The sequence below is a fragment of the Pseudomonas fluorescens genome, assembly GCF_902497895.1.
Taxonomy (GTDB): domain Bacteria; phylum Pseudomonadota; class Gammaproteobacteria; order Pseudomonadales; family Pseudomonadaceae; genus Aquipseudomonas; species Aquipseudomonas fluorescens_BP.
The window spans coordinates 73,331-98,321 of the sequence record NZ_CABVHQ010000013.1; the positions used below are offsets into that span (position 1 = coordinate 73,331).

General features: G+C 57.9%; 18 protein-coding genes. 9 read left to right on the top strand and 9 right to left on the bottom strand.

What is annotated here, in order from left to right; genetic code table 11:
- Window positions 1-197: 197 nt before the first annotated feature.
- On the bottom strand, window positions 198-2,195 hold the full coding sequence (locus tag F8N21_RS09220) for an alpha-1,4-glucan--maltose-1-phosphate maltosyltransferase (RefSeq protein WP_150641832.1): 1,998 nt from the start codon (window positions 2,193-2,195) through the stop codon (window positions 198-200).
- 227 nt (window positions 2,196-2,422) lie between these two features.
- Between F8N21_RS09220 and F8N21_RS30420 the strand changes: the two genes are divergently transcribed.
- The 5 genes from F8N21_RS30420 (at window position 2,423) to F8N21_RS09240 (ending at window position 5,124) form a co-directional block, all read left to right on the top strand.
- Window positions 2,423-2,596 carry a hypothetical protein gene (locus F8N21_RS30420; RefSeq protein ID WP_191624258.1) on the top strand — a complete coding sequence of 58 codons (174 nt, stop codon included), beginning with the start codon at window positions 2,423-2,425 and terminating at the stop codon, window positions 2,594-2,596.
- A 450-nt stretch (window positions 2,597-3,046) separates the two neighbouring features.
- Window positions 3,047-3,304, top strand: coding sequence for a hypothetical protein (locus F8N21_RS09225; RefSeq protein ID WP_191624259.1), 258 nt, complete (start codon window positions 3,047-3,049; stop codon window positions 3,302-3,304).
- Window positions 3,267-3,656, top strand: coding sequence for a hypothetical protein (locus tag F8N21_RS09230; RefSeq protein WP_150641834.1), 390 nt, complete (start codon window positions 3,267-3,269; stop codon window positions 3,654-3,656). Before F8N21_RS09225 ends, F8N21_RS09230 begins: the two co-directional genes overlap by 38 nt.
- A gap of 11 nt (window positions 3,657-3,667) precedes the next feature.
- Window positions 3,668-4,411 (top strand): ABC transporter permease, encoded by a 744-nt coding sequence (locus tag F8N21_RS09235; RefSeq protein WP_150641835.1) that lies wholly within the window; start codon window positions 3,668-3,670, stop codon window positions 4,409-4,411.
- Window positions 4,411-5,124, top strand: a complete 714-nt coding sequence (locus F8N21_RS09240) for an ATP-binding cassette domain-containing protein (protein ID WP_150641836.1) — start codon at window positions 4,411-4,413, stop codon at window positions 5,122-5,124. The genes F8N21_RS09235 and F8N21_RS09240 overlap by 1 nt, the downstream gene beginning before the upstream one ends.
- 447 nt (window positions 5,125-5,571) lie before the next feature.
- On the opposite strand, the gene F8N21_RS09245 is transcribed toward F8N21_RS09240, so the two are convergent.
- On the bottom strand, window positions 5,572-6,069 hold the full coding sequence (locus F8N21_RS09245; RefSeq protein WP_150641837.1) for an MgtC/SapB family protein: 498 nt from the start codon (window positions 6,067-6,069) through the stop codon (window positions 5,572-5,574).
- 149 nt (window positions 6,070-6,218) lie between these two features.
- Between F8N21_RS09245 and F8N21_RS09250 the strand changes: the two genes are divergently transcribed.
- The 4 genes from F8N21_RS09250 to mapR all read left to right on the top strand — a co-directional run bounded on the left by F8N21_RS09250 (window position 6,219) and on the right by mapR (window position 11,439).
- On the top strand, window positions 6,219-6,452 hold the full coding sequence (locus F8N21_RS09250) for a DUF3203 family protein (RefSeq protein ID WP_150641838.1): 234 nt from the start codon (window positions 6,219-6,221) through the stop codon (window positions 6,450-6,452).
- A gap of 415 nt (window positions 6,453-6,867) precedes the next feature.
- Window positions 6,868-8,085: a glycosyltransferase family 4 protein gene (locus F8N21_RS09255; RefSeq protein ID WP_150641839.1), complete on the top strand. Its 1,218-nt coding sequence runs from the start codon at window positions 6,868-6,870 to the stop codon at window positions 8,083-8,085.
- Between the two features lie 365 nt (window positions 8,086-8,450).
- Window positions 8,451-9,863, top strand: a complete 1,413-nt coding sequence (gene ccoG, locus F8N21_RS09260; protein WP_150641840.1) for a cytochrome c oxidase accessory protein CcoG — start codon at window positions 8,451-8,453, stop codon at window positions 9,861-9,863.
- 166 nt (window positions 9,864-10,029) lie between these two features.
- Complete coding sequence (mapR, locus tag F8N21_RS09265; protein ID WP_150641841.1) at window positions 10,030-11,439, top strand: GntR family transcriptional regulator MpaR; 1,410 nt, start codon at window positions 10,030-10,032, stop codon at window positions 11,437-11,439.
- A 120-nt stretch (window positions 11,440-11,559) separates the two neighbouring features.
- On the opposite strand, the gene F8N21_RS09270 is transcribed toward mapR, so the two are convergent.
- The 7 genes from F8N21_RS09270 to tpx form a co-directional block, all read right to left on the bottom strand.
- The gene (locus F8N21_RS09270; protein ID WP_150641842.1) at window positions 11,560-12,306 is read right to left on the bottom strand and encodes an SDR family oxidoreductase; all 747 of its coding nucleotides are present in this window, start codon (window positions 12,304-12,306) and stop codon (window positions 11,560-11,562) included.
- 94 nt (window positions 12,307-12,400) lie between these two features.
- On the bottom strand, window positions 12,401-14,482 hold the full coding sequence (locus tag F8N21_RS09275) for a putative bifunctional diguanylate cyclase/phosphodiesterase (protein ID WP_150641843.1): 2,082 nt from the start codon (window positions 14,480-14,482) through the stop codon (window positions 12,401-12,403).
- A gap of 500 nt (window positions 14,483-14,982) precedes the next feature.
- Window positions 14,983-16,470 (bottom strand): efflux transporter outer membrane subunit, encoded by a 1,488-nt coding sequence (locus F8N21_RS09280; RefSeq protein WP_150641844.1) that lies wholly within the window; start codon window positions 16,468-16,470, stop codon window positions 14,983-14,985.
- The gene (locus F8N21_RS09285; protein ID WP_150641845.1) at window positions 16,467-19,574 is read right to left on the bottom strand and encodes an efflux RND transporter permease subunit; all 3,108 of its coding nucleotides are present in this window, start codon (window positions 19,572-19,574) and stop codon (window positions 16,467-16,469) included. Before F8N21_RS09285 ends, F8N21_RS09280 begins: the two co-directional genes overlap by 4 nt.
- Window positions 19,575-19,713: 139 nt before the next feature.
- On the bottom strand, window positions 19,714-22,806 hold the full coding sequence (locus F8N21_RS09290; protein WP_150641846.1) for an MdtB/MuxB family multidrug efflux RND transporter permease subunit: 3,093 nt from the start codon (window positions 22,804-22,806) through the stop codon (window positions 19,714-19,716).
- Complete coding sequence (locus F8N21_RS09295) at window positions 22,803-24,119, bottom strand: MdtA/MuxA family multidrug efflux RND transporter periplasmic adaptor subunit (RefSeq protein WP_150641847.1); 1,317 nt, start codon at window positions 24,117-24,119, stop codon at window positions 22,803-22,805. Before F8N21_RS09295 ends, F8N21_RS09290 begins: the two co-directional genes overlap by 4 nt.
- Before the next feature lie 175 nt (window positions 24,120-24,294).
- A complete protein-coding gene (gene tpx, locus F8N21_RS09300; protein ID WP_150641848.1) occupies window positions 24,295-24,795 on the bottom strand; it encodes a thiol peroxidase in 501 nt (166 codons plus the stop codon).
- Window positions 24,796-24,991: the final 196 nt, after the last annotated feature.

Sequence of the window (24,991 nt, forward strand, 5' to 3'; positions counted from 1 at the left end):
TGAATTCATAAAAGCAAGCAGCGCCGCGACCCTTTGTGGCGAGGGGGCTTGCCCCCGCTCGGCTGCGAAGCAGTCGTAAAATGGTCAACAATATAATTACTGACAAAGCACGGTGGCCGGGTTTGGGAGCGCTTCGCACTCCAACGGGGGCAAGCCCCCTCGCCACAAAAAGCCCGTTGGCCACAAAGCCGGTGACATCAAATTGCCGTTATCCGCCAGATCCCGAACGGCTGATGCCAGGGCTCGATCCGCATCCACTGGGTCTTGCCGTACCAGGTCCAGCGATGGCCGCTCATCAGGTCCTCACCGCTGGTTTGCGCGTCGTCAGGCAAGTCCATCTCCCACAACGGCAGTTCGAAACTCGCCTCCTGAGCGTTGACCGGATCGAGGCTGACCGCCACCAGAATGAAATTGCTGCCATCGGCGCTGCGCTTGCCGAAATACAGAATGTTGTCGTTCCAGGCGTTGTAGACCTTCAGCCCCAGATGACTGTGCAACGCCGGGTTCTGTCGGCGGATGCGATTGAGCTGGGCGATCTCGGCAATGATGTTGCCCGGCGCAGTGAAGTCCCGGGGGCGAATCTGGTACTTCTCCGAATCCAGATACTCTTCCTTGCCCGGTACCGGTGCCGACTCACACAGCTCGAAGCCGGAGTACATGCCCCACAATCCCGAGCCCATGGTCGCCAGCACCGCGCGGATGAGGAAACCGGGGCGCCCCGACTCATGCAGGAACCCCGGATTGATGTCCGGCGTATTGACGAAGAAATTCGGCCGGTAGCACTCACGCCACGGCGACTCGTTCAACTCGGTGAAATAAGTCGCCAGTTCGGCCTTGGTGTTGCGCCAGGTGAAGTAGGTGTAGCTCTGGGAATAACCGACCTTGCCCAACCGCGCCATCATCGCCGGCGTGGTAAAGGCTTCGGCGAGAAAGATGACTTCGGGGTACTGCGCCCGCACATCGGCAATCAACCACTGCCAGAACGGCAAGGGCTTGGTGTGCGGATTATCGACGCGGAAAATCTTCACCCCCTCCTCGACCCAACCGATGACGACATCCCGCAGCGCAAGCCAGAGACTGGGAATAGCATCGACCGCGTAGAAATCGACATTGACGATGTCCTGATACTTCTTCGGCGGGTTCTCGGCATATTTGATGCTGCCATCCGGCCGCCAGTTGAACCAACCCGGATGCTCTTTGAGCCAAGGGTGGTCCTGGGAACACTGAATGGCAAAATCCAGGGCGATTTCCAACCCATGGTCAGCCGCGGCGGCCACCAGCCGGCGGAAGTCTTCACGGGTACCCAGTTCCCAATGGATCGCTTCATGCCCGCCCTCCTCACTGCCGATGGCATAGGGACTGCCCGGATCGTCAGGACCGGCGGTCAGGGAATTGTTCGGGCCCTTGCGATAGCTGCGACCGATCGGGTGGATCGGCGGGAAATACAAGACATCGAAGCCCATGTCATGGATCATCGACAGACGCAAGTGCACATCATTGAAGGTGCCATGCCGCGCCGGGTCATCGGTGATCGAGCGCGGAAACAGCTCATACCAACTGGCGAACTGTGCCAGTCCGCGCTCGACGTCCAGCGGATACTCGGGGCTGATACTGAGGAAGGCCCGATGATCGGCCTGGGCCATCAGTTCGGCGCTGCGCTCATGCAAAAACAATGCAACCTGCTCGGCTTCAAGCAAGCCGGACAGTTCATGGTGCAAAGCGTGCAACTGCTCGCTCAATGTCCCTTCACTGCGTGTAGCGGCCTGCTGCACGTGGCTGCGCCCTTCCTGCAACTCCAGACTGACCGGCACCCCGGCCATATGTTTCTTGCCCAACTCATAACAAAAACTGCCGAACTGATCGATCCAGGCTTCAATGCGAAATCCATAACGACCCTGCTCAGTCAGCGTGAACTGCCCTTCCCAGCCGTTATTGCCCAGATCGGTCATGGTCAGGCTTCGCCACTGCGCATCAGCCGAGCCGCGCCAGCACAGCTTCACCGCCAGTTTGTCATGGCCATCGGCGAATACTTTGGTGGTGACTACCACCGGCTCGTCCACCACCACCTTGACCGCAAACTGGCCAGCATCGATCACCGGCGTGGTGCTCTCGATCGCAATCCGTGGCAACAGCAATGCCTGCGACAAGGGTAATTGCGGGTTGTGCTCAAGCTCTGTCGGTTGTTCAGCAATCATCGAGCATCTCTCCTTACGCCCCATGGACGCTCTTGTGCCTGGTCGAATCTCACATGCGTTCGGGTTCTCTGAATGAACTCACTTAGGTTCCGAGCCAGAAGCAGGGGCAAAAGTTCATATGGATTTGCTTGCGGCATGCCCTGGAAAAACCCTGGGGAGTCAAAGTCGTCCGTCGGCGGTCAACCGCTTTACTCCTGTCAACGACAAGCAGAAACGAGGGCACCTTCATGGGTATTCCAATTCCAGCTGAAACACCTGATCCGAACATCGATGACCCGACCCTGCCACCACCTGACCCAACACCCGACCCAACACCCGTTCCGGAGAAGGATCCAACTCCGCCTGGTAGTCAGACGCCGGTGGGCGACCCGCAGAGCGAGGAACCGCCGGTGAAGGCTTGATGCAAGCGTAGTTACAGTTCATGGCAGGCGTGCTTGAGGTAGCTTCTTGAAGTGGCTGATTTTCGTCAATTGAGGCTACCGTTCGTCGCCTTTTTTTAAAAAACAAGTCGCCCAGGAAAGAAAACTCACATACAAAAGAGAAATGACTTACTGGGTCCTACAACCGCGTTTTGATCAGTGTTATTTTTAAATATTTCAGATTAACGACAACTAAAACTAAGTTTTTAAAAGAGTTTAAAAAACACGATACACAGCTTTGCCCTTCCAATATAAAAAGTAGAGCACAAGAACACTCCTTATTATTTGCGTGACTATTCCTTCAAAGCCGAATGAATATTCCTACGCGCATAAATTTGCTCACTTGCAGTTAATCCCACAAACAACTAGAACTATCAACACCACCCAATACCGAGTGGCCATTTCGATGAGTGAAAATAAAAATGAAAAACAATGAACTTGGCGAAGTACTTTTCAATTTCAAAAATGATTTTGGTTCAGATACTAGCCCACAAGTATCTGGAGGCTCCGGAGGGCAAGGAGGTTGTGGCGGCAGCGGTGGGTGCGGCGGTGGAGGTGGATGTAGCGGTGGAAGTGGTGGCGGCAATGGCGGTTGTGGCGGAGGCACTGGGGGAACCGGAGGTGGGGGAACTTGTGGCAGACGTTCAGATTCATGAATTTATTTCAAGTTTTTCGAGGAGATATAGATAGCATTAAAGACTCTTACCTTCGCCATTTCATGAAATGCAATACCTATCAAACATTTGAAGAGATAACGTCACACTTTACGTATCTCCCTATCAGTTCTGGAGAGCCTTGCCCTTACCAATTTGACGTTCAAGGAATGATTGAAACCTTAAGGCAACAAAAAATTGAAGGATACCTTTACATAAAATCAACTCACATAAATGATACTCCCTATACATTCTGCAAATTTACATCGCCTTCTTTATTCATGCATATGGACAACTCAAAAAATATAAATCTGGCCAACGATTATTCTGCACCTTTTTTTTCTTCGATTGATCCAGAAAGAAAAAAAGTAATGGTACCATTCCCATAGGACTAACAACCATGAAAAAAAATACACCCCTAAGAGTTTTGGCGCTTACGCAGCTATTCATAACGGAACAGCTAAAAGAACCTATCGCTTTTTTCTGGATTATGATTTCTCCTTGCGCCCTTTTCTATTTTTTTGCAATAACCAGACAAGATACCAATTACTTTCTGAGCGATTACACAACTGCATCCGCGTGGTTTTACGCTTACATTTCGTCGAGCGTAGCTTTATTTGGATTTGCCTTTTACATAATCGGACGAAGGGAGAGTGGCTTTATCCGTTCATTCATCTACTCTCGAGAATCCAGAGCAATATTTCTTCACTCACACTTTCTAGCCTACTCACTTATATCAATAGCCTATTGCGGAACTTTTTATCTGACAACACGACTACCTTTTGGCAACTACGAAACAAGAGAATTTATAGACATTGCTCTGCGATTTTACATTTGCTTTGTTATGTTTTGTATTTTGGGAGCTATATTTACGTTACCCCCTATTAATTTTCAGGATTCAAACACCATACTATCAATTGTTTCGTTCTGCATGCTAATTCTGGGTGTCATGGGGGCCAGCAGGGCAAACGAAATTGCAGACATTATAAATTCAGGCAATCCACTGATGCTCGCTAACCGATTGATGGCTGAAGGTCTGGAGAAAAATAAAGCCATTACATTTACAATCATACTTACTTTTTCTGCTGCCTTCTTGGGAACACTAAAGTACTTAAGAATAAATCCAGTATGGAGCCGATATTAATGAAGAGCTTTCGTGCGGAGTGCATTGACTTCTTCTATGGAGAAAAAGCGATTTTAACCAAGGCATCCCTAGAAATCCCCGAGGGATCCATTGTCGGCATTCTGGGGCCAAACGGCTCTGGAAAAACAACATTCTTCGATATCGCATGCGAACTCAAAAAAGTAAAGTCAGGTGTGATATGCAATGATTTCACTAAATTTCTTTATCTGTCCCAAATCGTGACTACACCTCCCGCACTTCGTATGCGGGACATATTCAAAATGGTCACCGTACTCTCATCAGACGAACACCTGACTCAATCCCGAGCACTCGACAAACTAAGCCTATGGAGCCCTGGTATAGTTGATCGATACAAAAATATCTGGAACAAAAAATCTTCGTTATGCAGTTATGGCGAAACACGTTGGTTTTTTACCCTGTCACTCCTGGCCATCTCTGCCGAATTCGTGATTCTCGACGAACCGACCGCTGGCGTCGATCCGGAGTTCCGCCACTACATCTGGCAATGCCTTCATGGAGCTGCGGGCGAAGGTACCGCCATTCTGGTTTCATCTCACAATGTCGATGAAGTGGTTAATAACTGTGACTATTTCTATATGATCAGCCAGCAATGCTTCAATCGTTTTGCCAGTGGCTCAGAGTTCATGCGCCGATATGGCGTCGACACTCTGGACGAGGCGTTTATTTGTGCGGTTTCTGAATCCACGCTCTAATTTCCACGGACGGGAACCCCATGATCATTTTCCACCGAGTGAATAAATCCCCTTTTTTCGTAAAAATATATGCAGGCAAAATTATTTTTTGCATCTGACTCCTGTCCCATTTGGAAGACAAAACAATGAACGCATTTTTTAGCTCCAAACAGCGCAACCAAGCCACAGCAGCACAGCCCCGCGTGCTGATTCGCGAGCAACCCGACAATGGCCGACCGCCCTGTGAAACTATTCAACTTCGAGATACTTTTCTTTCATAACAGATCACGCAGAACAGTGGAGCGAAATCCCCATGAAGAAAGACCAGACTTACTGACAAAAACCCTTGAGGAACTTGACAATAACAACCCTGACTTCAGCAAACACGAACTAGTGCAAACGCCGACCGAGAACAGTCTGCCCCCTCGCGAGGTACCTGAACCGGAGCAACGATGACACTTGCCTGACCTATGGCTCATCCTTCTCCAGCAACTTGACCACCATGGGCATCACGCCAAGTATCAGCAGCGCCAACAAGGTACTGAGCACCGCCGTCGCCTCTCGGCCCAGGCCGGCCGAGACGCCGATGGCGGCGGTCATCCACAGGCCGGCGGCGGTGGTCAGGCCTTTGACCCGGCCCTCGTCGCCTTCGTGGTTTTTCAGGATGGTCCCGGCGCCGAGGAAGCCGATACCGGCGACCACGCCTTGGATCACTCGGCTCATCGCGTCCGCCTGGGAGCCGGACATTTGTGGCACCAGCACGAACAAGGCCGCGCCCAGCGCTACCAGCATGTGGGTGCGAACCCCCGCGGCCTTGCCCTTTTGTTCGCGCTCGAAGCCGAGAATGCCGCCGAGGACGGCGGCCATCAGCAGGCGCACGGTGATTCTGGTCATCTGGCTGGCATCGCCGATATCGGCGAACTCGGCTTGCAGCGTCACCCAGACCTCATGCCACCAGGCGTCCATGATGCTCTCCTCTTATCAGTCGATATGCGATGGACAGCGACCGTGGGCAGACGTGCGCCAAGGGTGGCAATGACCATTAATCGGTTATTCAGAACGATGGCCGACCGCTGAAACCTAATGCTCAAATCCCTGACAAAAAGGACAACACCATGACTGTGCGCATCGAAAACCAGATCTGCTACTTCGCAACTGACGAGGTGCAGGAACAACGCCCCGCCGCCGAGGTGACGGTCATCACCGATCCGGAAGTGGCCATGTCGGCGGTCGAGCTCAATGGCGGTCGCGTGTACATCACTGAAGCAGAAGCCGACGCATTGACCGTAGCAGGTGCAGTCGACGGGCGCAGGCATTTGAAGGCCACTGACCGTGGCTCGGTAATTTGACTGAGCTGGATCACAGACATCCGCCGGCGTCTGTGCCAGACGCCAGCGCCTTGTAAGCAAAGGGTTGCCAAGAGGTACAGCAAGTTGTCGCAGGCAGGTCGCAGGCTTTGCCCGGCAGCAGATCCTTGATGCGCTCCCATTGGTCATCGCGCAGCCAGTAGAGCCTCATCCCGCCCCAAATAGCTCAAGGGTATCGAGCGACTCGACTTACCTCAAATGAGAACGCCCTGTAGGGATCTTAAAAAAACTTCCCCTAAGTGTTGGCAGGAAGCCAGCAGCGCTACTAAGCTAATTTGCAAATCAGAGCGTTAAGAAATCCAACAGAATGTTATGCGACACTGGGTCTGGCGTGTTACACGGCAGCGAATGTCGCCTATTAACCTGATAGCAGTTGGAAGTTCAAGGGGAAGAGCATATGATAAATGAACCCTACATCCTGTTTACTAGAATACCAATAATAAAAGATGAAAGTGGCAATATTTTTACCGACCCTCTGTGGGCAAAGGACTTAAAACTACATTTAGACTATATAGAAAATTTCGGAATTTGTTGCCCCGTTGAAAAAAGCACGAATCTCGAAGGATTAAAAGACATTACCAACCTGGGAATCAAGTGGGTTTTTGAATTAAACAAAGATCATGGGCTTAAATCCGTCTTAAAAAACCTGCTGCCGAACTTCAGGGTAGTAAGAAAAGCATGCATGAAAGCAAAAATCGTTCATTCCGGAGGTGCAGGATGGGCATTTCCTTTGTCTTTTTATTTGTTGCCACTTAAGCCATTTATGGCTTTTCAATGGGTTATCGTTATAGAGTCTTCTTTCTGGATGCTCGGCCAGGGTGAGCATAAAACTTTTAGAAAAGTAATCGAACATTACGCTCATAAAATCCTGTTAACACGCTGCTTGACGGCAGCCAATGCAAGAATATTCACCCAATCATTTTACAGGGAATATTTCTTGGGCGATGACAAAAGGCGAACATTGATAAATCCTGCAACCTGGGTAGATAAAAGCAACGCTGCAAGCCCAGGCATTGTTGAATGCAGGTTTCAAAACAGGAGTGACAACACAGTAAGGATATTACTTCCATCACGCCTCGTAATAGATAAAGGCATTCTGGTTGTGCTCGCCGCCATAGAAAAATTGCAATGTACTGATATAAATATAAGCATAACCATCATGGGCGACGGCGAATTAAAGGAAAAATGCCAGCGTTTTGCAACTAATAGCCATGGGAGTATTAATGTCCAATACCAAGAACCTGTTGATTATGGGGAGCAGTTTTTTGAGGCACTTGCCCACTATGATTGGGTATTAATTCCGACTCTAAAGCAGGAGCAGCCTAGAATTATTTTTGACGCTTTCAGTCAAGGGGTTCCCGTAATAGGTTCAGCCACTTCTGGAATAAAGGATATTACCAATAAAGATAACGCTTTTACTTTTGAAACGGGGAATCCATCCAGCTTGGCAGAGGTCATTGGTCATATTGCACGCCATCCTGGTCTCGCACTCAAGATGGGGCTGGCTGGCTTGGAATATGCGGCTGGAAAGACCCATTTGCAGATGCATCAAGACAGAGAGATATTCCTTAAGGAAGTCGTGTCACCGCTCCATGAACCTGAACGAGCCACATGAAAGACCGGACACCGTTTCCCCCTTACGATAAGGGACAGGCAAACGGTTATCGAACCGTGCCTGGTATTTTTCGTCCGGGCCTACGCCAGAAACATGGAAATTTGCAGAGCATTGGCGTGCAAGCATTTGAAGGCTACCGACAGTGGTTCGATGATTTGACTGATCCAGATCACAGACAGCGTCAAGCGTCTGGATGAGGCGCTGTCGTCTCGCTGTGACGGGGCCGCCGAGGGTACAGCAAGTTGTCGCAGGCAGGCTTCGCACGCCCATCTGATCCGCTTTTTATTGCAATACCTGAGTCTGTTATGCAAACAGATTGCTGGTCATAGTGCATCGGCCTGATGGAGGCTGATGAGCGAAAGACCATGAGCGATAGAATCCCCGTCCGAATAGTAGAAACCTTCGAGCCTTCGCGTCCCAGGATGAAGGCCAAATCCAGCGACAACCTGATCCACACTCGCAGCTTTACCGGTTTGTTCCGCAACTTGCGAGTGAGCGGTGCGGGCCTTTTGTTCCTGGCATTTTTCGGCACCGTCTGGCTGAACTGGGGCGGCCGTCAGGCCGTACTCTGGGACCTGGCGCAAAGCAAGTTCCACATTTTCGGCGCGACGTTCTGGCCGCAGGATTTCATTCTGCTCTCGGCGCTGCTGATCATCTGCGCCTTCGGCCTGTTTGCGATCACCGTGTTCGCAGGCCGGGTCTGGTGCGGCTACACCTGCCCTCAGAGTTCCTTTACCTGGCTGTTCATGTGGTGCGAAAAGGTCACCGAAGGCGAACGCAACCAACGGATCAAGCTGCAAGCCGCGCCCTGGGGCCCGAACAAACTGATGCGTCGCTCGGCCAAGCACAGCATGTGGCTGGCCATCAGCTTGCTCACCGGCTTGACCTTTGTCGGCTACTTCACGCCGATCCGCCCACTGGCCAATGAGCTGCTGACCTTGCAGATGGGTGGTGTCAGTCTGTTCTGGGTGCTGTTTTTCAGCGGTGCCACCTATATCAACGCCGGCTGGTTGCGCGAAGCGGTGTGCATGCACATGTGTCCCTATGCGCGTTTTCAGAGCGTGATGTTCGACAAGGACACCCTGACCATCTCCTACGACGTGGCCCGCGGCGAAAACCGTGGCCCGCGCAAACGTGACGTGGCACCGGCTGAAGTCGGCCTCGGTGATTGCATTGACTGCCAACTCTGCGTGCAGGTCTGCCCGACCGGCATCGATATCCGCGACGGCTTGCAGATGGAATGCATCGGTTGCGCGGCCTGTATCGATGCCTGCGATTCAATCATGGACAAAATGGGCTATGCCCGCGGGCTGGTCAGCTATACCTCCGAACATGAACTGCAGGGTGGCAAGACCCATTTGTTGCGGCCACGACTGATCGGCTACACGGCGGTACTGCTGCTGATGATCGGCGCCCTGGCCCTGGCGCTGGTAGAACGGCCGATGGTGTCCCTGGATGTGAGCAAGGACCGTGGCCTGTTCCGCGAGAACAGTCAGGGCCAGATCGAGAACATCTACAGTCTGAAAGTGATCAACAAGACCCAGCAGCGCCAGCAGTACCGCCTGGAACTGGTGGATGGCGAAGGCTTCCAGTTGCAGGGCAGGACCGAGCTGAGCCTGGCGCCGGGTGAGATTGTCGACGTGCCGGTGTCTGTGGCGATGACCACCGAACGGCCGAGCAGCAGTTCGCAGAGCATCAGCTTCAAGATTGTCGACAGCGACGAGCCTGAGATCTACAGCGTGGCGAAGAGCCGGTTTGTTGCACCGATGAATCGGTGAGGCTTTAAGATTGCGAGCCGTTTGATTTGGACAGGGATCGATTCGGGTTTTGTGCGTGACCTGGAGGCCACCCCTCACCCTAGCCCTCTCCCCAGGGGGAGAGGGTTAGGGTGAGGGGGCGATTCCCCTGACACCCAACACAAAAACCTAGCGACAAGGCTCTTCGATGAAACGCTACGAAAAATTCGCCGATGACATCGCCGAACTGATCCGCTCCGGCGTCCTCGGCCCTGGCCAGCGGGTGCCGTCGGTACGCTACGCCAGCCAGACCTACGGGGTCAGCCCGTCCACGGTGTTCCAGGCCTATTACCTGCTGGAACGACGCGGCCTGATCCGCGCCCGGCCGCGTTCCGGCTACTTCGTCAATACCCATGCGCCGAGCCCGTTCTCGGAGCCGGTGATTAGCAGCCAGGTCAGCGAGTCCACCGAAGTCGACGTCAGCGAACTGGTGTTCTCGGTCCTCGACTCGATCAAAGACCCGAGCACCGTCCCGTTCGGCTCGGCCTTCCCCAGCCCGACCCTGTTTCCGCTGCAGCGCCTGGCCCGTTCGCTGGCCAGCGCCAGCCGTGACATGGACCCGCGCATGGTGGTCACCGACATGTCGCCGGGCAACCCGCAATTGCGTCGGCAAATCGCCCTGCGCTATATGGTCGGCGGCCTGATGCTGCCCATGGAAGAATTGCTGATCACCAATGGTGCCCTCGAAGCCCTGAACCTGTGCCTGCAGGCGGTGACCGAACCCGGCGACCTGGTGGCCATCGAAGCCCCGGCCTTCTATGCCTGCCTGCAAGTGCTGGAACGCCTCAAGCTCAAAGCAGTGGAAATCCCGGTGCATCCACGCGATGGCATTGACCTGGGAGTATTGGCGCAAACCCTCGAACGACATCCGATCAAGGCCTGCTGGTGCATGACCAGCTTCCAGAACCCGATGGGCGCGACCATGCCCGAAGCCAAGAAGCAGGAGCTGGTGGAGTTGTTGCGCCGCCATCAAGTGCCGCTGATCGAGGACGACGTCTACGCCGAACTCTACTACGGGCAGCAGGCGCCGAAACCGGCCAAAGCGTTCGACACCGAAGGCCTGGTGATGCACTGCGGCTCCTTCGCCAAAAGCCTGGCTCCCGGTTACCGCATCGGTTGGGTCGCCGCCGGGCGTTATGCGCAGAAAATCGAGCGTCTGAAGTTGATGACCTCGCTCTGCGCCTCGATGCCGGCCCAGGCCGCTATTGCCGACTACCTGCAACATGGCGGTTACGACCGCCACCTGCGCAAACTGCGCTATGCCCTGGAAGAACAGCAAAGCGCCATGCTTGCCGCCATTGCCCGCTACTTCCCGGCCCAGACCCGCGTCAGCCAGCCGGCCGGCGGTTACTTCCTGTGGTTGGAACTGCCGGAACAGATGGATTCGTTGAAGTTGTTCCAGATGGCGCTGGCCCAAGGCATCAGCATTGCGCCAGGGCCGATTTTTTCACCGACCCGGCGCTTCAGGAATTGCATTCGATTGAACTACGGCAGCCCGTGGAACGAGGCGGCGGAAAAGGCCATGGAGACCTTGGGGCGGATTGTGCGGTCGTTCTAAACAGCAAAAAGATCGCAGCCTGCGGCAGCTCCTACACAAGCTCTATACACCCACAAGATAACGGGCGTACGCAAGAACCTGTAGGAGCTGCCGCAGGCTGCGATCTTTTGATCTTGAACCTTAGCGCCCCCCGCCCAGATCCACAAAAGTCCCGGTCGCATACGAGGCCTTGTCCGACAGCAACCAGACTATCGCCTCCGCCACTTCTTCCGGGCGGCCGCCGCGGGCCATGGGGATGGCGGATTCAAGTTTGCTGACCCGCTCCGGATCGCCGCTCAGGGCGTGGAAATCGGTGAAGATGAAGCCAGGCCGCACGGCGTTGACGCGGATGCCCTCGCCCGCCACTTCCTTGGACAAGCCGATGGTGAAGCTGTCCAGCGCGCCTTTGGAGGCGGCGTAGTCGACGTATTCATTGGGTGAGCCCAGGCGCGAAGCAACCGAGGACACATTGACGATGCTGCCGCCCTGGCCACCATGTTTGGGCGACATGCGCAGCACCGCGTGCTTGGCACAGAGGATCGGCCCGAGCACGTTGGTCCGGATGGTTTTGAGAATGCGGAATTCGGACATTTCATCGACCCGGGACTTCTGCCCGACGGTGCCCGCATTGTTGACCAGCGCAGTGACCCGCCCCAGCTCCGTATCGACCCGGTGGAACAGACCAATGATTTCGTCTTCGATACTGACATCGGCGCGCACCGCAATCGCCTGGGCGCCCAGTACCCGGACTTGCTCGAGTACCTGGTGGGCGGACTGCTCGTCCGCCTGGTAATTGATGCAGATCCGATAACCCTGCTGCGCTGCCAAAAGTGCGGTGGCCGCGCCGATGCCGCGACTGCCGCCGGTAATGACCAGGACTTTGTCCATGCTTGCTTTCCTCCGTTCCAAGCTGAAGCAATTCGCTGCAAGAATACTCGCCAGTGACCGCCTTTGCATCGGTTCAAGTCAAGCACAAGGTGCCTCAGCCTGCCGCCAAAAGTTCTGCTCGCTGGATATCGGCCATGAACCGCGCCGCCGGCAGCGGGTGCCCGAGCAGGTAACCTTGCAGCGAATCACAGCCCAATTGAGTCAGGAAGTTCTGCTGCATATTGGTCTCCACGCCTTCGGCGACGATCCGCAAGCCCAGCGCCTGACCGAGGGCGACGATGGCCGAGACGATGGCGGCGTCGTCGCTGTCATGTTCCAGATCGCGGACAAACCCGCGGTCGATCTTCAACTCGTTGGCCGGCAGCCGCTTGAGGTACATCAGGCTGGAATAGCCGGTGCCGAAATCATCAATGGACAGGTCGACGCCCATTGCCGAGAGTTCCCGCAGCACCGTCATGCTCGCATCCGCGTCGCTCATGGCCGTGGTTTCAGTAATTTCCAGGGTCAGGCTGTTGGCCGGCAACTGGTGACGGGCCAGCGCGCCGACAACACTTTGTACCAGCCCGACATGACAAAACTGCAACGCTGACAGGTTCACCGCGATCCGCCAGTCGGTATAACCCTGCACATACCACTCACGCATCTGACGGCAGGCTTCGTTCAATACCCACTCGCCGATCGGAATGATCAACCCGGTCTTTTCCGCCAGATCGATGAATTTATCCGGCAGCAGCATCCCGTGCAACGGATGTTCCCAGCGCAGCAAGGCCTCGGCCCCCAACGGCAGGCCGTTGCCCGCATCGAACTTGGGCTGGTAATACAGACTGAATTGTTGCTGCAGGACCGCAGTGCGCAGGTCCTGCAGCAATTGCAGCTGTCGGCGGGCGTTGGTATTCATCGAGACATCGAAGAAGCGGTAGCCGTTTTTGCCGGTGCCTTTGGCGTGGTACATCGCCGCATCGGCATTCATCAGCAATTCTTGCGCGGTCTGGCCGTTACCCGGGTACAGCGCGATGCCAACGCTGGCGGAGATTTGCAAGTCATGCTCGGCCACCCTGAATGAACGGGAAATCAGCCCGACCTGGCGAGCGGCCAGGCGCAAGGCATCATCCGGTTCGCCAAGCTGCACCAGCAGCACGAACTCGTCGCCGCCGATCCGCGCCAGGGTGTCCTGGCTGCGCAAATCCTCGCGCAAGCGCAGGCTGACCGCACGCAGCAACTGGTCGCCCATGTGGTGCCCAAAAGCGTCGTTGACCGGCTTGAAGCCATCCAGATCGATAAACATCAGCGCAAAACAACCGCCCTGCTCCTGCACCAGGTGCATGGCCTGATCGATGCGATCGGCCAGCAACACCCGATTCGGCAATCCGGTCAGGGTGTCATGCAGCGCAAGCTGGGTAAGCTCCTGGTTGGCCAGGGTCAAGGAGTCGGCCAGGCCAGCGGTTCGGGCTTCCAGGCGGGCATCGAGGATCGAGGTCAGCAAAGCGATGCACAGCACCGCCAGGGTGGTGACCAGCACCAGATTGTCCAGCCCATTGCCGCTCAGGCCATCGAGGGCCGCGCCACAGAAGCTGCCGTCGGCGAAACGCGCGGCAGCCATGGCAGTGTAGTGCATGCCGACGATGGCGATGCCCATGACCACCGCCGCCCCACCACGGACCAATCTGACGTAGGGCGTGTTCTGCCGCAGGCGGAAGGCAATCCACAGCGCAGCGGCCGAAGCCCCGACCGCGATCACCAGGGAGGCGCCGAACAAGGTCGGATCGTAATCGATACCCGGCTGCATGCGCATCGCGGCCATGCCGGTGTAGTGCATGGCGCTGATCCCGGCCCCCATGATCAGGGCGCCGAACGCCAACTGCCAGGCCGGCAAGCGCGGCTGGTTGACCAGCCACAGGGCGAAACCGCAGGACAGGATGCCGATCAACAGCGATAACAGGGTGATCGAAAGGTCATAACCGAGATCGATCGGCAACCTGAAGGCCAGCATGCCGATAAAGTGCATCGACCAGACACCCACCCCCATCGCCAGCGCCCCGCCAGCCGTCCACAGATGCACCGCCCGGCCTTTGGCCGTGGCGATACGCCCGGTGAGGTCGAGTGCGGTATAGGACGCGAGAATCGCCACGCAGAGGGAGATCAACACCAGGACGGGGGAATAACTACCGATGAGCATGGGACTTCTCGGGGACTATGAGCCGAACAGCGTCCATGCTCGGGGGGTAAAGTCGGCGATTGTACCTATTGCGCCAAAGAACGCACTGAGAAAAATTATCAATTGGCCATTGGTCTGATGGCTTGATCGCCAGGCGCTCATTCGTGACACACAACCGCCCGCCCGCGCCCCATTTTCACGCGAACGAAATTTCTGTAGGAGCTGCCGATAGGCTGCGATCTTTTGATCTTTCGTTTTTGATCCAGAAAATGAATTGCCTGAACGGACGTCAGGATCAAAAGATCGCAGCCTTCGGCAGCTCCTATGGATAGGCTGCGATCTTTTGATCTTTCGTTTTTGATCCAGAAAATGAATTGCCTGAACGGACGTCAAGATCAAAAGATCGCAGCCTTCGGCAGCTCCTACGGATAGGCTGCGATCTTTTGATCGTTGTTTTTGATCCTGATAATGGATTGCCTGAACGGGCGTCAAGATCAAAAGATCGCAGCCTTCGGCAGCTCCTACGGGTTCTGCTGCAGCTTTCCATCCCAGCCACCGCCCAGCGCGGCGATCAGTTGCACGCTGGTGATCAGGCGGCTTTGCAGCAGGGTCAGCACACTGCGTTCGTTACTCAGGGCGGCGGCCTGGACCACCACCACATTCAGGTAGGCAATCAGGCCGGCCCGGTACTGGTTCTCGGTCAGGCGCAGGGATTCACGGGCCGATTCCAGCGCCTCCTGGCGCACTGCCGCCTCGTCTTCCAGCACCTTCAACTGCACCAGGAAGTTTTCCACCTCGCGAAAACCATCGAGCACGGTCTGGCGGTATTGGGCCACGGTCTGGTCGTAGACGGCTTCAGTGCGATCGACTTCCGCCGAGCGCTGGCCGCCGTCGAACAGGGTCATGGCCAGTTGCGGTCCCACTGACCAGAAACGGTTCGGCACGCTGATCCAGTTGGCGAAGGAACTGCTGCTGTAGCCACCACTCAGGCTCAGGGTCAGGTCCGGGTAGTAAGCCGCTTCAGCCACACCGATTTCGGCATTGGCGGCGATTACCGAGCGTTCGGCCGCGGCGATATCCGGCCGCCGCTCCAGCAGCTGCGACGGCAGGCTCAAGGGAATCTGCGGCAATGCCGGAATGTCCCGGGTTTCTGCCAGGCTGAAATCCGCCGGCGGCACCCCGGTCAACACGGCGATGGCGTTTTCCAGTTGCGCGCGCTGCCAGATCAGGTCGATCAGGTCGGCCTGGGTGCTCTTGAGCTGGGTTCGCGCCTGGGCGACCGCGTCTTTGCCGGAGACGCCGGCGCGGTATTGGTTTTCGGTCATGGTCAGCGAGCGCTGATAGGCCGCGACTGTGGCTTCGAGTAAACGCTTCTGCTGGTCGATCACCCGCAGTTGCAGGTAGTTCTGCACCAGTTCCGACTGCTGGCTCAGGCGCATCGCCGCCAGATCGGCAAAGCTCGCCTCGGCGCTGGCCGAGTCGGCTTCCAGGCCACGGCGCAACTTGCCCCAGATATCCGCCTCCCAGCTCACCCCCAGCTCAGTGCTGTAGGTGTCGCGAATGCCACTGCTGGAGCTGGTCAGGCTGGAACTGCTGCTGCCTACACCCTGGCTGGAGCGGCTTTTCCCGGCGCTCAGGTCGACAAAGGGAAAGAACGCACCCCGAGTGCTGCGCACCAAGGCCTGAGCCTGGCGGTACTGAGCTTCGGCCTGGGCGACGGTCTGGTTGGCGTTATTGAGCTTCTCGATCAGGCCATTGAGTTGCCGATCACCGTACAGTTCCCACCAGGCGCCACGGGCCAGGGAGTCGCTGGGACTGGCCTGGCGCCAGCCCCGGGCTTCTTTGTACTGGACCGGCGTGCTTATTTCCGGGCGCTGGTAGTCCGGGCCGATGGCGCAGGCGCTGAGCAACAGGCCACAGAGTGTCAGGCCGAGCAACCGCGAAGCGCGGGCCATGCCCGGGTGTCGGGCGCACAGCACGGGGGCTTGGCGAAGCGAACGGTCAGTCATAGCGGAGTTTCCAGAGCAGCATCGGTACGTACCCCACGCCAATGGTTGAAGCGATGGCGCAGTTGGTCGAGATAGAGGTAAACCACCGGAGTGGTGTAAAGGGTCAACACCTGGCTGAAAATCAGCCCGCCAATGATCGTCAGGCCCAGCGGCTGGCGCATTTCCGCGCCTTCGGCGCTGCTCAGCAGCAACGGCAAGGCCCCGAGGATCGCCGCCAGGGTGGTCATCAGAATCGGCCGCAGGCGCAACAGGCAGGCGCTGCGGATCGACTCCAGCGGCTCGAGGCCCTGGTGGCGCTCCAGCTGCAGCGCCAGGTCGATCATGAGAATGGCGTTTTTCTTCACCACCCCGATCAGCAGGAACAGCCCCAATAGCGAGATCAGGCTGAACTCGCCACCCAGTACGTAGATCGACAGCAGCGCGCCGACCCCGGCCGACGGCAAGGTCGAAAGTATCGTCAGCGGATGAATGTAGCTCTCGTAAAGCACCCCGAGCACCAGGTACACCGCCACCAGCGCGCCGAGAATCATCCACGGCTGGCTCTTTTGCGTGGCCGCGAAGGCGTCCGTGGTGCCGGCCATTTTTGCGATCACCTCTTCCGGCAGGCCGACCTTGGCAATTGCCCGCTCGATGGCAGCGCCGCCCTGTTCAACGGTGACGCCCTCGGCCATGTCGAAGGAAATGCTTTCCGAAGCGAACTGCCCTTCATGGCTGACCCGATCGTCTTCCAGACTGTTTTCGTAATGGGCGATGCCCGACAGCGGGATGCGCTGGCCGTCGGCGGTGATCACCTGTACCTGATTGAGGGTGATCGGATCCTGGGCGTACTTCGGATTGACCTCCATCACCACTTGATACTGGTTCAGGCTGTCATAGATGGTGGAGATCTGCCGCTGGCTGTAGGCGTTATTCAGCACCGAGGTGACCATGTCCATGTCGACGCCCAGGCGCTTGGCCTGGTCGCGGTCGACCACCAGCGTCACCTGCTGCGCGCCGCGCCCTTCCCGGGCATCGATGGCGGTCAGCTCGGGCAAGGCCTTGAGCGCGGCGACCACTTTCGGGTACCACTCGCGCAAAGCGCCCAGATCACCGCTTTGCAGGATGTAGGAGTATTGCGAGGTGCTCTGTTCGCGGCCGCCGCCAAATTGCAGGTCCTGGTCGGCCATCAGCATCAATTGCCCGCCGGGCACCTTGGGCATGTCCTTGCGCAAGCGCTCGATGACTTTCTGCGCGGAAATCCGCCGGTCCTTGATCGGCTTCAGACGCACCAGCATGAACGCATTGTTGATGCCGTTGCTGCCGCCAATAAAGCCGGCCACGCTTTCCACCGCCGGGTCGCGCAATACCGCACGGCGGAAGGTTTCCATCTTCGGCTGCATCACGTTGAACGACAGGCCATCGTCGCCGCGCACGAAGCCGATCAACTGCCCGGTGTCCTGCTGCGGCATGAAAGTTTTCGGCACCACCACATACAACGCGACATTGACCCCGATGGTCACCAGCAAGCTGAGCAAGGTCAGCCGCCGATGGCGCAACACCCAGTCCAGGCTGCGTGCATAACCGTTGACCATCCATTCATTGGCCCGCTGGCTCCAGCGTTGCAAGCGGTTTTCCTGGCCTGGCGTATGGGGCTTCAGCCAGCGCGCGCAGAGCATTGGCGTCAGGGTCAGGGAAACCACCAGCGACACCACGATCGCCGCGGCCAGGGTGATGGAAAACTCGCGGAACAGGCTGGCAACGATACCGCCCATGAACAGGATCGAGAGGAACACCGCCACCAGCGAAACGTTCATCGACAGCAGGGTGAAGCCGACTTCCTGCGCCCCGAGATAAGCGGCCTTCATCGGCGGCACGCCTTTATCGATGTGCCGGCTGATGTTCTCCAGCACCACGATGGCGTCGTCCACCACCAGCCCGGTGGCGAGAATCAGCGCCATCAGCGACAGGTTGTTCAGGGAAAATCCGTAGAGGTACATGATGGCGAACGTGCCCACCAGCGACACCGGCACGGCCAGGGTCGGGATCAACGACGCGCGCAAGTTACCGAGAAACAGGAACACCACCAGAATCACCAGGGCCACGGCAATCAGCAGGGTCATTTCCGCTTCGTGCAAGGTCGCCTTGATCACCGGCGAACGGTCCATGGCCAGGTTCAGCTTGACGCTGGCCGGCAACACCGCCTGCAACGCCGGCAGTTGGTCCTTGATCGCGTTGACCGTCTCGATGATGTTGGCCCCGGCCTGGCGGTTGATCACCAGCAGCACCGCCGCGTCATCGTTGAAGAAGCCGCTGTTGTAGCGATCTTCGACGCCGTCGCTGACCTTCGCCACATCGCTCAGGCGCAATGCCGAGCCGTTCTGGTAGCGAATGATCAGCGGTTCGTAATCCTTGGCTTTCTCCAGTTGATCATTGGCCTGCACCTGCCACATGCGCTGGTCGTCTTCCACCGAGCCTTTGGGCCGGCGCACGTTGGCATTGGCGATGGTATTGCGCACATCGTCCAGGGCCACGCCGTACTGGTTGAGTAACTGCGGCTCAAGCTCGATGCGCACCGCCGGCAATGAACTGCCGCCGATCTGCACTTCGCCGACGCCCGGCACCTGGGACAGGCTCTGGGACAGAATGGTCGAGGCCAGGTCATACAGCTGGCCCTTTTGCAGGACCTCCGAGGTTAGCGACAGCACCATGATCGGCGCCTGGGATGGGTTGACCTTCTTGTAGGTCGGCATGCTGCGCATACCGCTGGGCAGCAGGTTGCGCGAGGCGTTGATCGCCGCCTGCACTTCCCGCGCCGCGCCGTTGATGTCGCGATCGAGGTCAAACTGCAGGATCACCCGGGTCGAGCCCTGGCTGGAGCGGCTGCTCATGGTGTTGACCCCGGCGATGGTGCCGAAGGAGCGCTCCAGCGGCGTGGCCACGGTCGAGGCCATGACCTCCGGGCTGGCACCCGGCAGGCTGGCCTGCACCACGATCACCGGGAAATCCATCTGCGGCAGCGGCGCCACCGGCAGCAAACCGAAGCTCACGCCGCCGAGCAGCATGATTGCCAGGCTCAGCAGCATGGTCGCCACCGGGCGTTTGATGAACGGTCCGGAGAGGTTCAAGAGAGGCAGCTCCCAGCTTCAAGCTTCAAGCTGCAAGAGAGCAGCGGCAAGCGGCAAGCTTCAAGCCGCAAGAGAAAAGCAGGTCGTGCACAGGCCGTTAACTTGCAGCTTGCAGCTTGCAGCTTGAAGCTGACGCCCATCACACCACCTCTCGCGTACCGGACTTGGCCCACCGTCGCCCCAACCTATCGAATGCCAGGTAGATTACGGGCGTCGTAAACAACGTCAGTACCTGACTCACCAGCAACCCGCCGACCATCACCAGACCCAATGGCTGACGCAGTTCCGCCCCGGAACCGCTGGCGAGCATCAACGGCACCGCGCCGAACAACGCTGCCAGGGTGGTCATCAGGATCGGCCGGAACCGCAGCAAAGCCGCCTGATAGATCGCTGTCTCCGGGTCCAGGCCCTGGTTGCGCTCGGCGTCGAGGGCGAAGTCGATCATCATGATCGCGTTTTTCTTGACGATACCGATCAGCAAAATAATGCCGATGATGGCAATCATCCCCAGGTCATTGCCGCTGAGCAGCAGCGCCAGCAAGGCACCGACCGCCGCCGACGGCAAGGTCGAGAGAATGGTAATCGGGTGGATGTAGCTCTCGTAGAGCACACCGAGCACGATGTACATGGTCACCACCGCCGCCAGGATCAGCAGCAAGGTGCTCGACAGCGACGCTTCAAAGGCCTGGGCCGCGCCCTGGAACCGGGTCTGCACGCCAACCGGCATGCCGATGTCCCGCTGAACCTGGTTGATCAGTTCGACCGCCTGCCCCAGTGCCACGCCAGGCGCCAGGTTGAACGACATCATTACCGCCGGGAACTGGCCGATATGGGTGATCGCCAGTTGCGCCTGACGTTCCTCGATATGCGCCAGGCTGGACAAGCGCACCTGGCCGCCGTCGGTAGTCTTGACATGGATCTGCTCCAGCGCCTGCGGACCGATCTTCTCGCCGGACTGCGCCTGCAGCACCACGCGGTATTGGCTGGCCTGGGTGTAGATGGTGGAAATCTGCCGCTGGCCAAAGGCGTCATACAACGCATCGGTGATGTTCGACACCGAGACACCGATTCGCGACGCCGCATCGCGGTCGATCACCAGATAGACCTGCAAGCCCTTGTCCTGCAAATCGCTGGCGACGTCGGTCAGCTCCGGCTGACTGGCCAGGGCCTCGACCAGCCTGCCGCTCCACAGGGCGAGCATGTCGGCATCCGGCGAAGACATACTGAACTGGTACTGGGTCCGGCTGACCCGGTCTTCGATGGTCAGGTCCTGCACCGGCTGCATGAACAAGCGGATCCCGGCCAGCTTGTTCAGCTGCGGTTGCATCCGCGCAATCACCTCGCTGGCGCTCAGGTCACGCTCGCCGTGGGGCTTGAGGTTGATCAGCAGGCGGCCGCTGTTCAGCGTGGCGTTATCGCCGTCGACGCCGATGTAGGACGACAGGCTCTCGACCGCTGGGTCTTGCAGAATGATCTTGGCCAGATCCTGCTGGCGCTCGCTCATGGCCGCGAACGAAATCGACTGCGGCGCTTCGGAGATGCCCTGGATCACCCCGGTGTCCTGCACCGGGAAGAAGCCCTTGGGCACCACCATATAGAGGAACACCGTCAGCCCCAGGGTGGCGACGGCCACCAGCAGGGTCAGCGGCTGGTGCTTGAGCACCCACTGCAACTTGCGTCCGTAGGCGGCAATCATCCAGTCGATGCAGGCACCGCTGGCGCGGTAGAAACGCCCCTGGGACTCGATCTTGGGTTCACGCTTGAGCAAGCGCGCGCACATCATCGGCGTCAAGGTCAGGGAGACCACCAGGGAAATCAGGATCGCCACCGCCAGGGTGATGGCGAACTCGCGGAACAGACGCCCGACCACATCAGCCATGAACAGCAATGGAATCAATACTGCGATCAGCGACAGGGTCAGCGAGATCAGGGTGAAACCGATCTGCTTGGCGCCCTTGAGCGCCGCCATCATCGGGCTGTCGCCCTCCTCGATGAAGCGCGAAATGTTCTCGAGCATGACGATCGCATCATCCACCACAAACCCGGTGGCGATGGTCAGGGCCATCAGGGTCAGGTTATTCACCGAGAACCCGGCCAGGTACATCACGCCAAAGGTCCCGATCAACGACAGCGGCACCGCCACCGAGGGAATGATGGTCGCGCTGGCACGGCGCAAAAACAGGAAGGTCACCATGACCACCAGGGCAATGGCGATCAGCAACTCATATTGCACATCGGTAACCGAGGCGCGGATGGTCTGGGTGCGGTCGGTCAGCACTATCACGTCGAGGCCGGCCGGCAGGTTGTCGGTAATGCTTGGCAGCAAGGCCTTGATCCGGTCCACCACCTCGATCACGTTCGCCCCGGGCTGGCGCTGGATATTCAGCAGTACCGCCTGGTTTTCATTGGCCCAGGCGGCGAGACGCTCGTTCTCGGCGCCGTCGACGATCTGCGCCACGTCCTTCAGACGCAGCGGCGCGCCGTTGTTATAGGCGAGGATCAGCTCGGCGTAGTCCTTGGGCGAGGTCAACTGGTCGTTGGCATCGAGCATCGACACCCGGGTCGGGCCGTCGAAATTGCCCTTGGGCTGGTTGACGTTGGAGGCACCGATCAGGGTCCGCACGTCCGAGAGGTTCAGACCGTTGGCCGCCAGGGCCTCGGGATTGACCTTGATCCGCACCGCCTGACGCTGGCCGCCGGCAATGCTGACCATGCCGACGCCGCTGATCTGGGCGATTTTCTGTGCCATGCGGGTATCGACCAGGTCATTGAGCTTGGGTAACAGCATGGTCTTGGAAGTGATCGCCAGGGTCAGCACCGGGGTGTCCGCGGGGTTGACCTTGTTGTACACCGGCGGCGCCGGCAGATCCTTGGGCAACAGGTTGGTGGCGGCGTTGATCGCGGCCTGCACCTGCTGCTCGGCGACATCCATATTGATGTCGAGGTTGAAACGCAAGGTCAGCACCGAGGCGCCGCCGGAACTGGTCGAGGCCATCTGGGTCAGGCCGGGCATTTGCCCGAACTGGCGCTCCAGCGGCGCGGTGACCGCACTGGTCATCACATCCGGGCTGGCGCCGGGATAGAGAGTCATGACCCGGATGGTCGGGTAATCGACCTGGGGCAAGGCCGAGACCGGCAACAACCGATAGGCGATCACACCCGCCAGAATAATGGCCAGCATGCTCAGGGTAGTGGCTACCGGGCGAAGGATGAACAGCCGCGAAATGTTCATGCGCCGCCCTTTTGCGCCTTGTCGGTGGCCGCCGGTTCAGTCGCGTTGGCCGCCGATTTGCCTTGCAGGTGCTCGGTCGGGGTTGCCGGCACGTCCTGGCTGTCGTTGACCACTTCCACTTCACTGCCCTCTTTCAGGCGGTCGGTGCCTTCGAGGACCACCCGATCGCCGGGGGCCAGGCCTTCGTTGACGACCGTCAGGTTGCCGTCGCTGGCGCCGACTTTCAGGGGGTGAATCTTGACCTTCTTGTCGCCATCCATCGCATAGACAAAGGTTCCGTTATTGCCGAACTGGATCGCCGCCGTCGGCGCCAGCACCACGCCTTTCAAGGTGTCGGCGAGCAAACGCACATTGACGAACTGGTTGGGGAACAGGCTTTGATCGCGGTTCTCGTAGCGTGCCTTGAATTTCAGGGTGCCGGTGGTGACGTCGATCTGGTTGTCCAGGCTCTGCAACACACCAGTGGCCTGCAACTTCAGGTCACCGCGATCCCAGGCCTCTACCGGCAGTTTCGCGCCGCTGCGATACCGCTCCAGCACCGTGGCCAGGCTGTTTTCCGGCAAGGTGAAGGCGACGCTGATCGGCTGGGTCTGGGTAATGATCACCAGCGCCGTGGTGTCATTGGCCGCCACCAGGTTGCCGACGTCCAGCTGACGCAGGCCCAGGCGCCCGGCGATCGGTGCGCGAATCTTGGTGAATTCCAGGTTCAGCTTGGCGTCATTGACCGCCGCCTGATTGGTCTTGACCGTGCCCTGATACTGGCCCACCAGTGCCGCGGCGGTGTCCAGGGTCTGCTTGGCGATACTGTCTTCGGCATACAGGCCGCGGTAGCGCTCCAGATCGACCAGGGCGTTTTTCAGTTGCGCCTGGTTCTGCAACAAGGTGCCTTCGGCCTGCAGCAAGGCGTTTTGATAGGGCCGCGGGTCGATCTCGGCCAGCAAGTCCCCGGCCTTGACCATCTGCCCTTCCTCGAACGCGATCTTCATCAGCTCACCGGCCACCCGGCTGCGCACATTGATGGTGTTCAAGGCCGTGACCGTGCCCAGGGCCTTGTAATACAGCGGAAAATCTCCGCGGGTGGCCGGTGCCACTCGTACCGGAACCGGCCCGGCCGCCCCACCGAAACCCGGGCGCATCCCACCGGACCTGCCGGTTTGGCCGTTGGCGGCTTTTTGCCCTGCAGCGTCTTTTTCGGCAACGCCGGTTGGCCAGAACTTCCAGCACAGGCCGACGATGGCCAACAGGACTAGCAGGCCGAACAGCCAGCGACGGGGATTGCGGGAAGCGGAGGATTGCATGGAGTGATCAACCATTGGGCGCGAGAGCATCTTCTACGGAAGGCTGAAAGATAAGCACTGGAGGGGATTTAGCAAAGCGCCTTTACCGGCAATTTACCTTGGGCTTACGTTTGTCAGCGCTTGCTAAGCCACTGAGGCACAAATAAAAACGGCCTGGACAAGGCCAGACCGTTGTTTACTGAGAAGCCTGTTACTTCAAAACGGCCAATGCCGCTTCGTAGTTCGGCTCTTCAGCGATTTCCTTGACCAGTTCGCTGTGCAGGACGTTATCGTTTTCGTCCAGAACCACGACGGCACGGGCAGTCAGGCCTTTGAGTGGGCCGTCAGCAATGGCCACACCGTAGTTCTCGATGAACTCGGCGCCACGCAGGGTGGACAGGTTCTGGACGTTTTCCAGGCCTTCGGCGCCGCAGAAACGAGCCTGGGCGAACGGCAGGTCAGCCGAGATGCACAGCACCACAGTGTTGGCGACGTCATTGGCCTGGGCATTGAACGTGCGCACCGAGGTGGCGCAGGTCGGGGTGTCGACGCTTGGGAAAATGTTCAGCACTTTGCGCTTGCCGGCCAGGCTCGCCAGGGTAACGTCGGACAGATTGCCCGCCACCAGGGAGAAGGCTGGCGCCTTGGAACCGACTTGCGGCAGTTCGCCGTTGACTTGAACCGGGTTGCCTTTAAGAGTGACTTGAGCCATGAACGGAGTCCTTTTAAGCAGAGTGGTCGTAGGGTGTTGCGAGGAGCCAAAGTTAAACACGAAAGTGCCTTTGAGCCTATCCCGCAATGCTGCCAAACGACTCCGAATCCGTGACTTGAAATGTCTGACAAGGACGTCAGGCGAACCGTAGCAGCTGACGAGCTTGCGAGGCTGCGTTCGGCTGCGCAGCAGTCGT

Coding starts and splice junctions, on each gene's coding strand:
- F8N21_RS09250 (WP_150641838.1), top strand. CDS start 6,219: ATGACTGTGCGCATCGAAAACCAGATCTGCTACTTCGCAACTGACGAG.
- F8N21_RS09290 (WP_150641846.1), bottom strand. CDS start 22,806: ATGAACATTTCGCGGCTGTTCATCCTTCGCCCGGTAGCCACTACCCTG.
- F8N21_RS09245 (WP_150641837.1), bottom strand. CDS start 6,069: ATGGACGCCTGGTGGCATGAGGTCTGGGTGACGCTGCAAGCCGAGTTC.
- ccoG (WP_150641840.1), top strand. CDS start 8,451: ATGAGCGATAGAATCCCCGTCCGAATAGTAGAAACCTTCGAGCCTTCG.
- F8N21_RS09240 (WP_150641836.1), top strand. CDS start 4,411: ATGAAGAGCTTTCGTGCGGAGTGCATTGACTTCTTCTATGGAGAAAAA.
- F8N21_RS09220 (WP_150641832.1), bottom strand. CDS start 2,195: ATGATTGCTGAACAACCGACAGAGCTTGAGCACAACCCGCAATTACCC.
- F8N21_RS09230 (WP_150641834.1), top strand. CDS start 3,267: ATGAATTTATTTCAAGTTTTTCGAGGAGATATAGATAGCATTAAAGAC.
- F8N21_RS09270 (WP_150641842.1), bottom strand. CDS start 12,306: ATGGACAAAGTCCTGGTCATTACCGGCGGCAGTCGCGGCATCGGCGCG.
- F8N21_RS09235 (WP_150641835.1), top strand. CDS start 3,668: ATGAAAAAAAATACACCCCTAAGAGTTTTGGCGCTTACGCAGCTATTC.
- F8N21_RS30420 (WP_191624258.1), top strand. CDS start 2,423: ATGGGTATTCCAATTCCAGCTGAAACACCTGATCCGAACATCGATGAC.
- F8N21_RS09295 (WP_150641847.1), bottom strand. CDS start 24,119: ATGGTTGATCACTCCATGCAATCCTCCGCTTCCCGCAATCCCCGTCGC.
- tpx (WP_150641848.1), bottom strand. CDS start 24,795: ATGGCTCAAGTCACTCTTAAAGGCAACCCGGTTCAAGTCAACGGCGAA.
- F8N21_RS09255 (WP_150641839.1), top strand. CDS start 6,868: ATGATAAATGAACCCTACATCCTGTTTACTAGAATACCAATAATAAAA.
- F8N21_RS09275 (WP_150641843.1), bottom strand. CDS start 14,482: ATGCTCATCGGTAGTTATTCCCCCGTCCTGGTGTTGATCTCCCTCTGC.
- mapR (WP_150641841.1), top strand. CDS start 10,030: ATGAAACGCTACGAAAAATTCGCCGATGACATCGCCGAACTGATCCGC.
- F8N21_RS09280 (WP_150641844.1), bottom strand. CDS start 16,470: ATGACTGACCGTTCGCTTCGCCAAGCCCCCGTGCTGTGCGCCCGACAC.
- F8N21_RS09225 (WP_191624259.1), top strand. CDS start 3,047: ATGAACTTGGCGAAGTACTTTTCAATTTCAAAAATGATTTTGGTTCAG.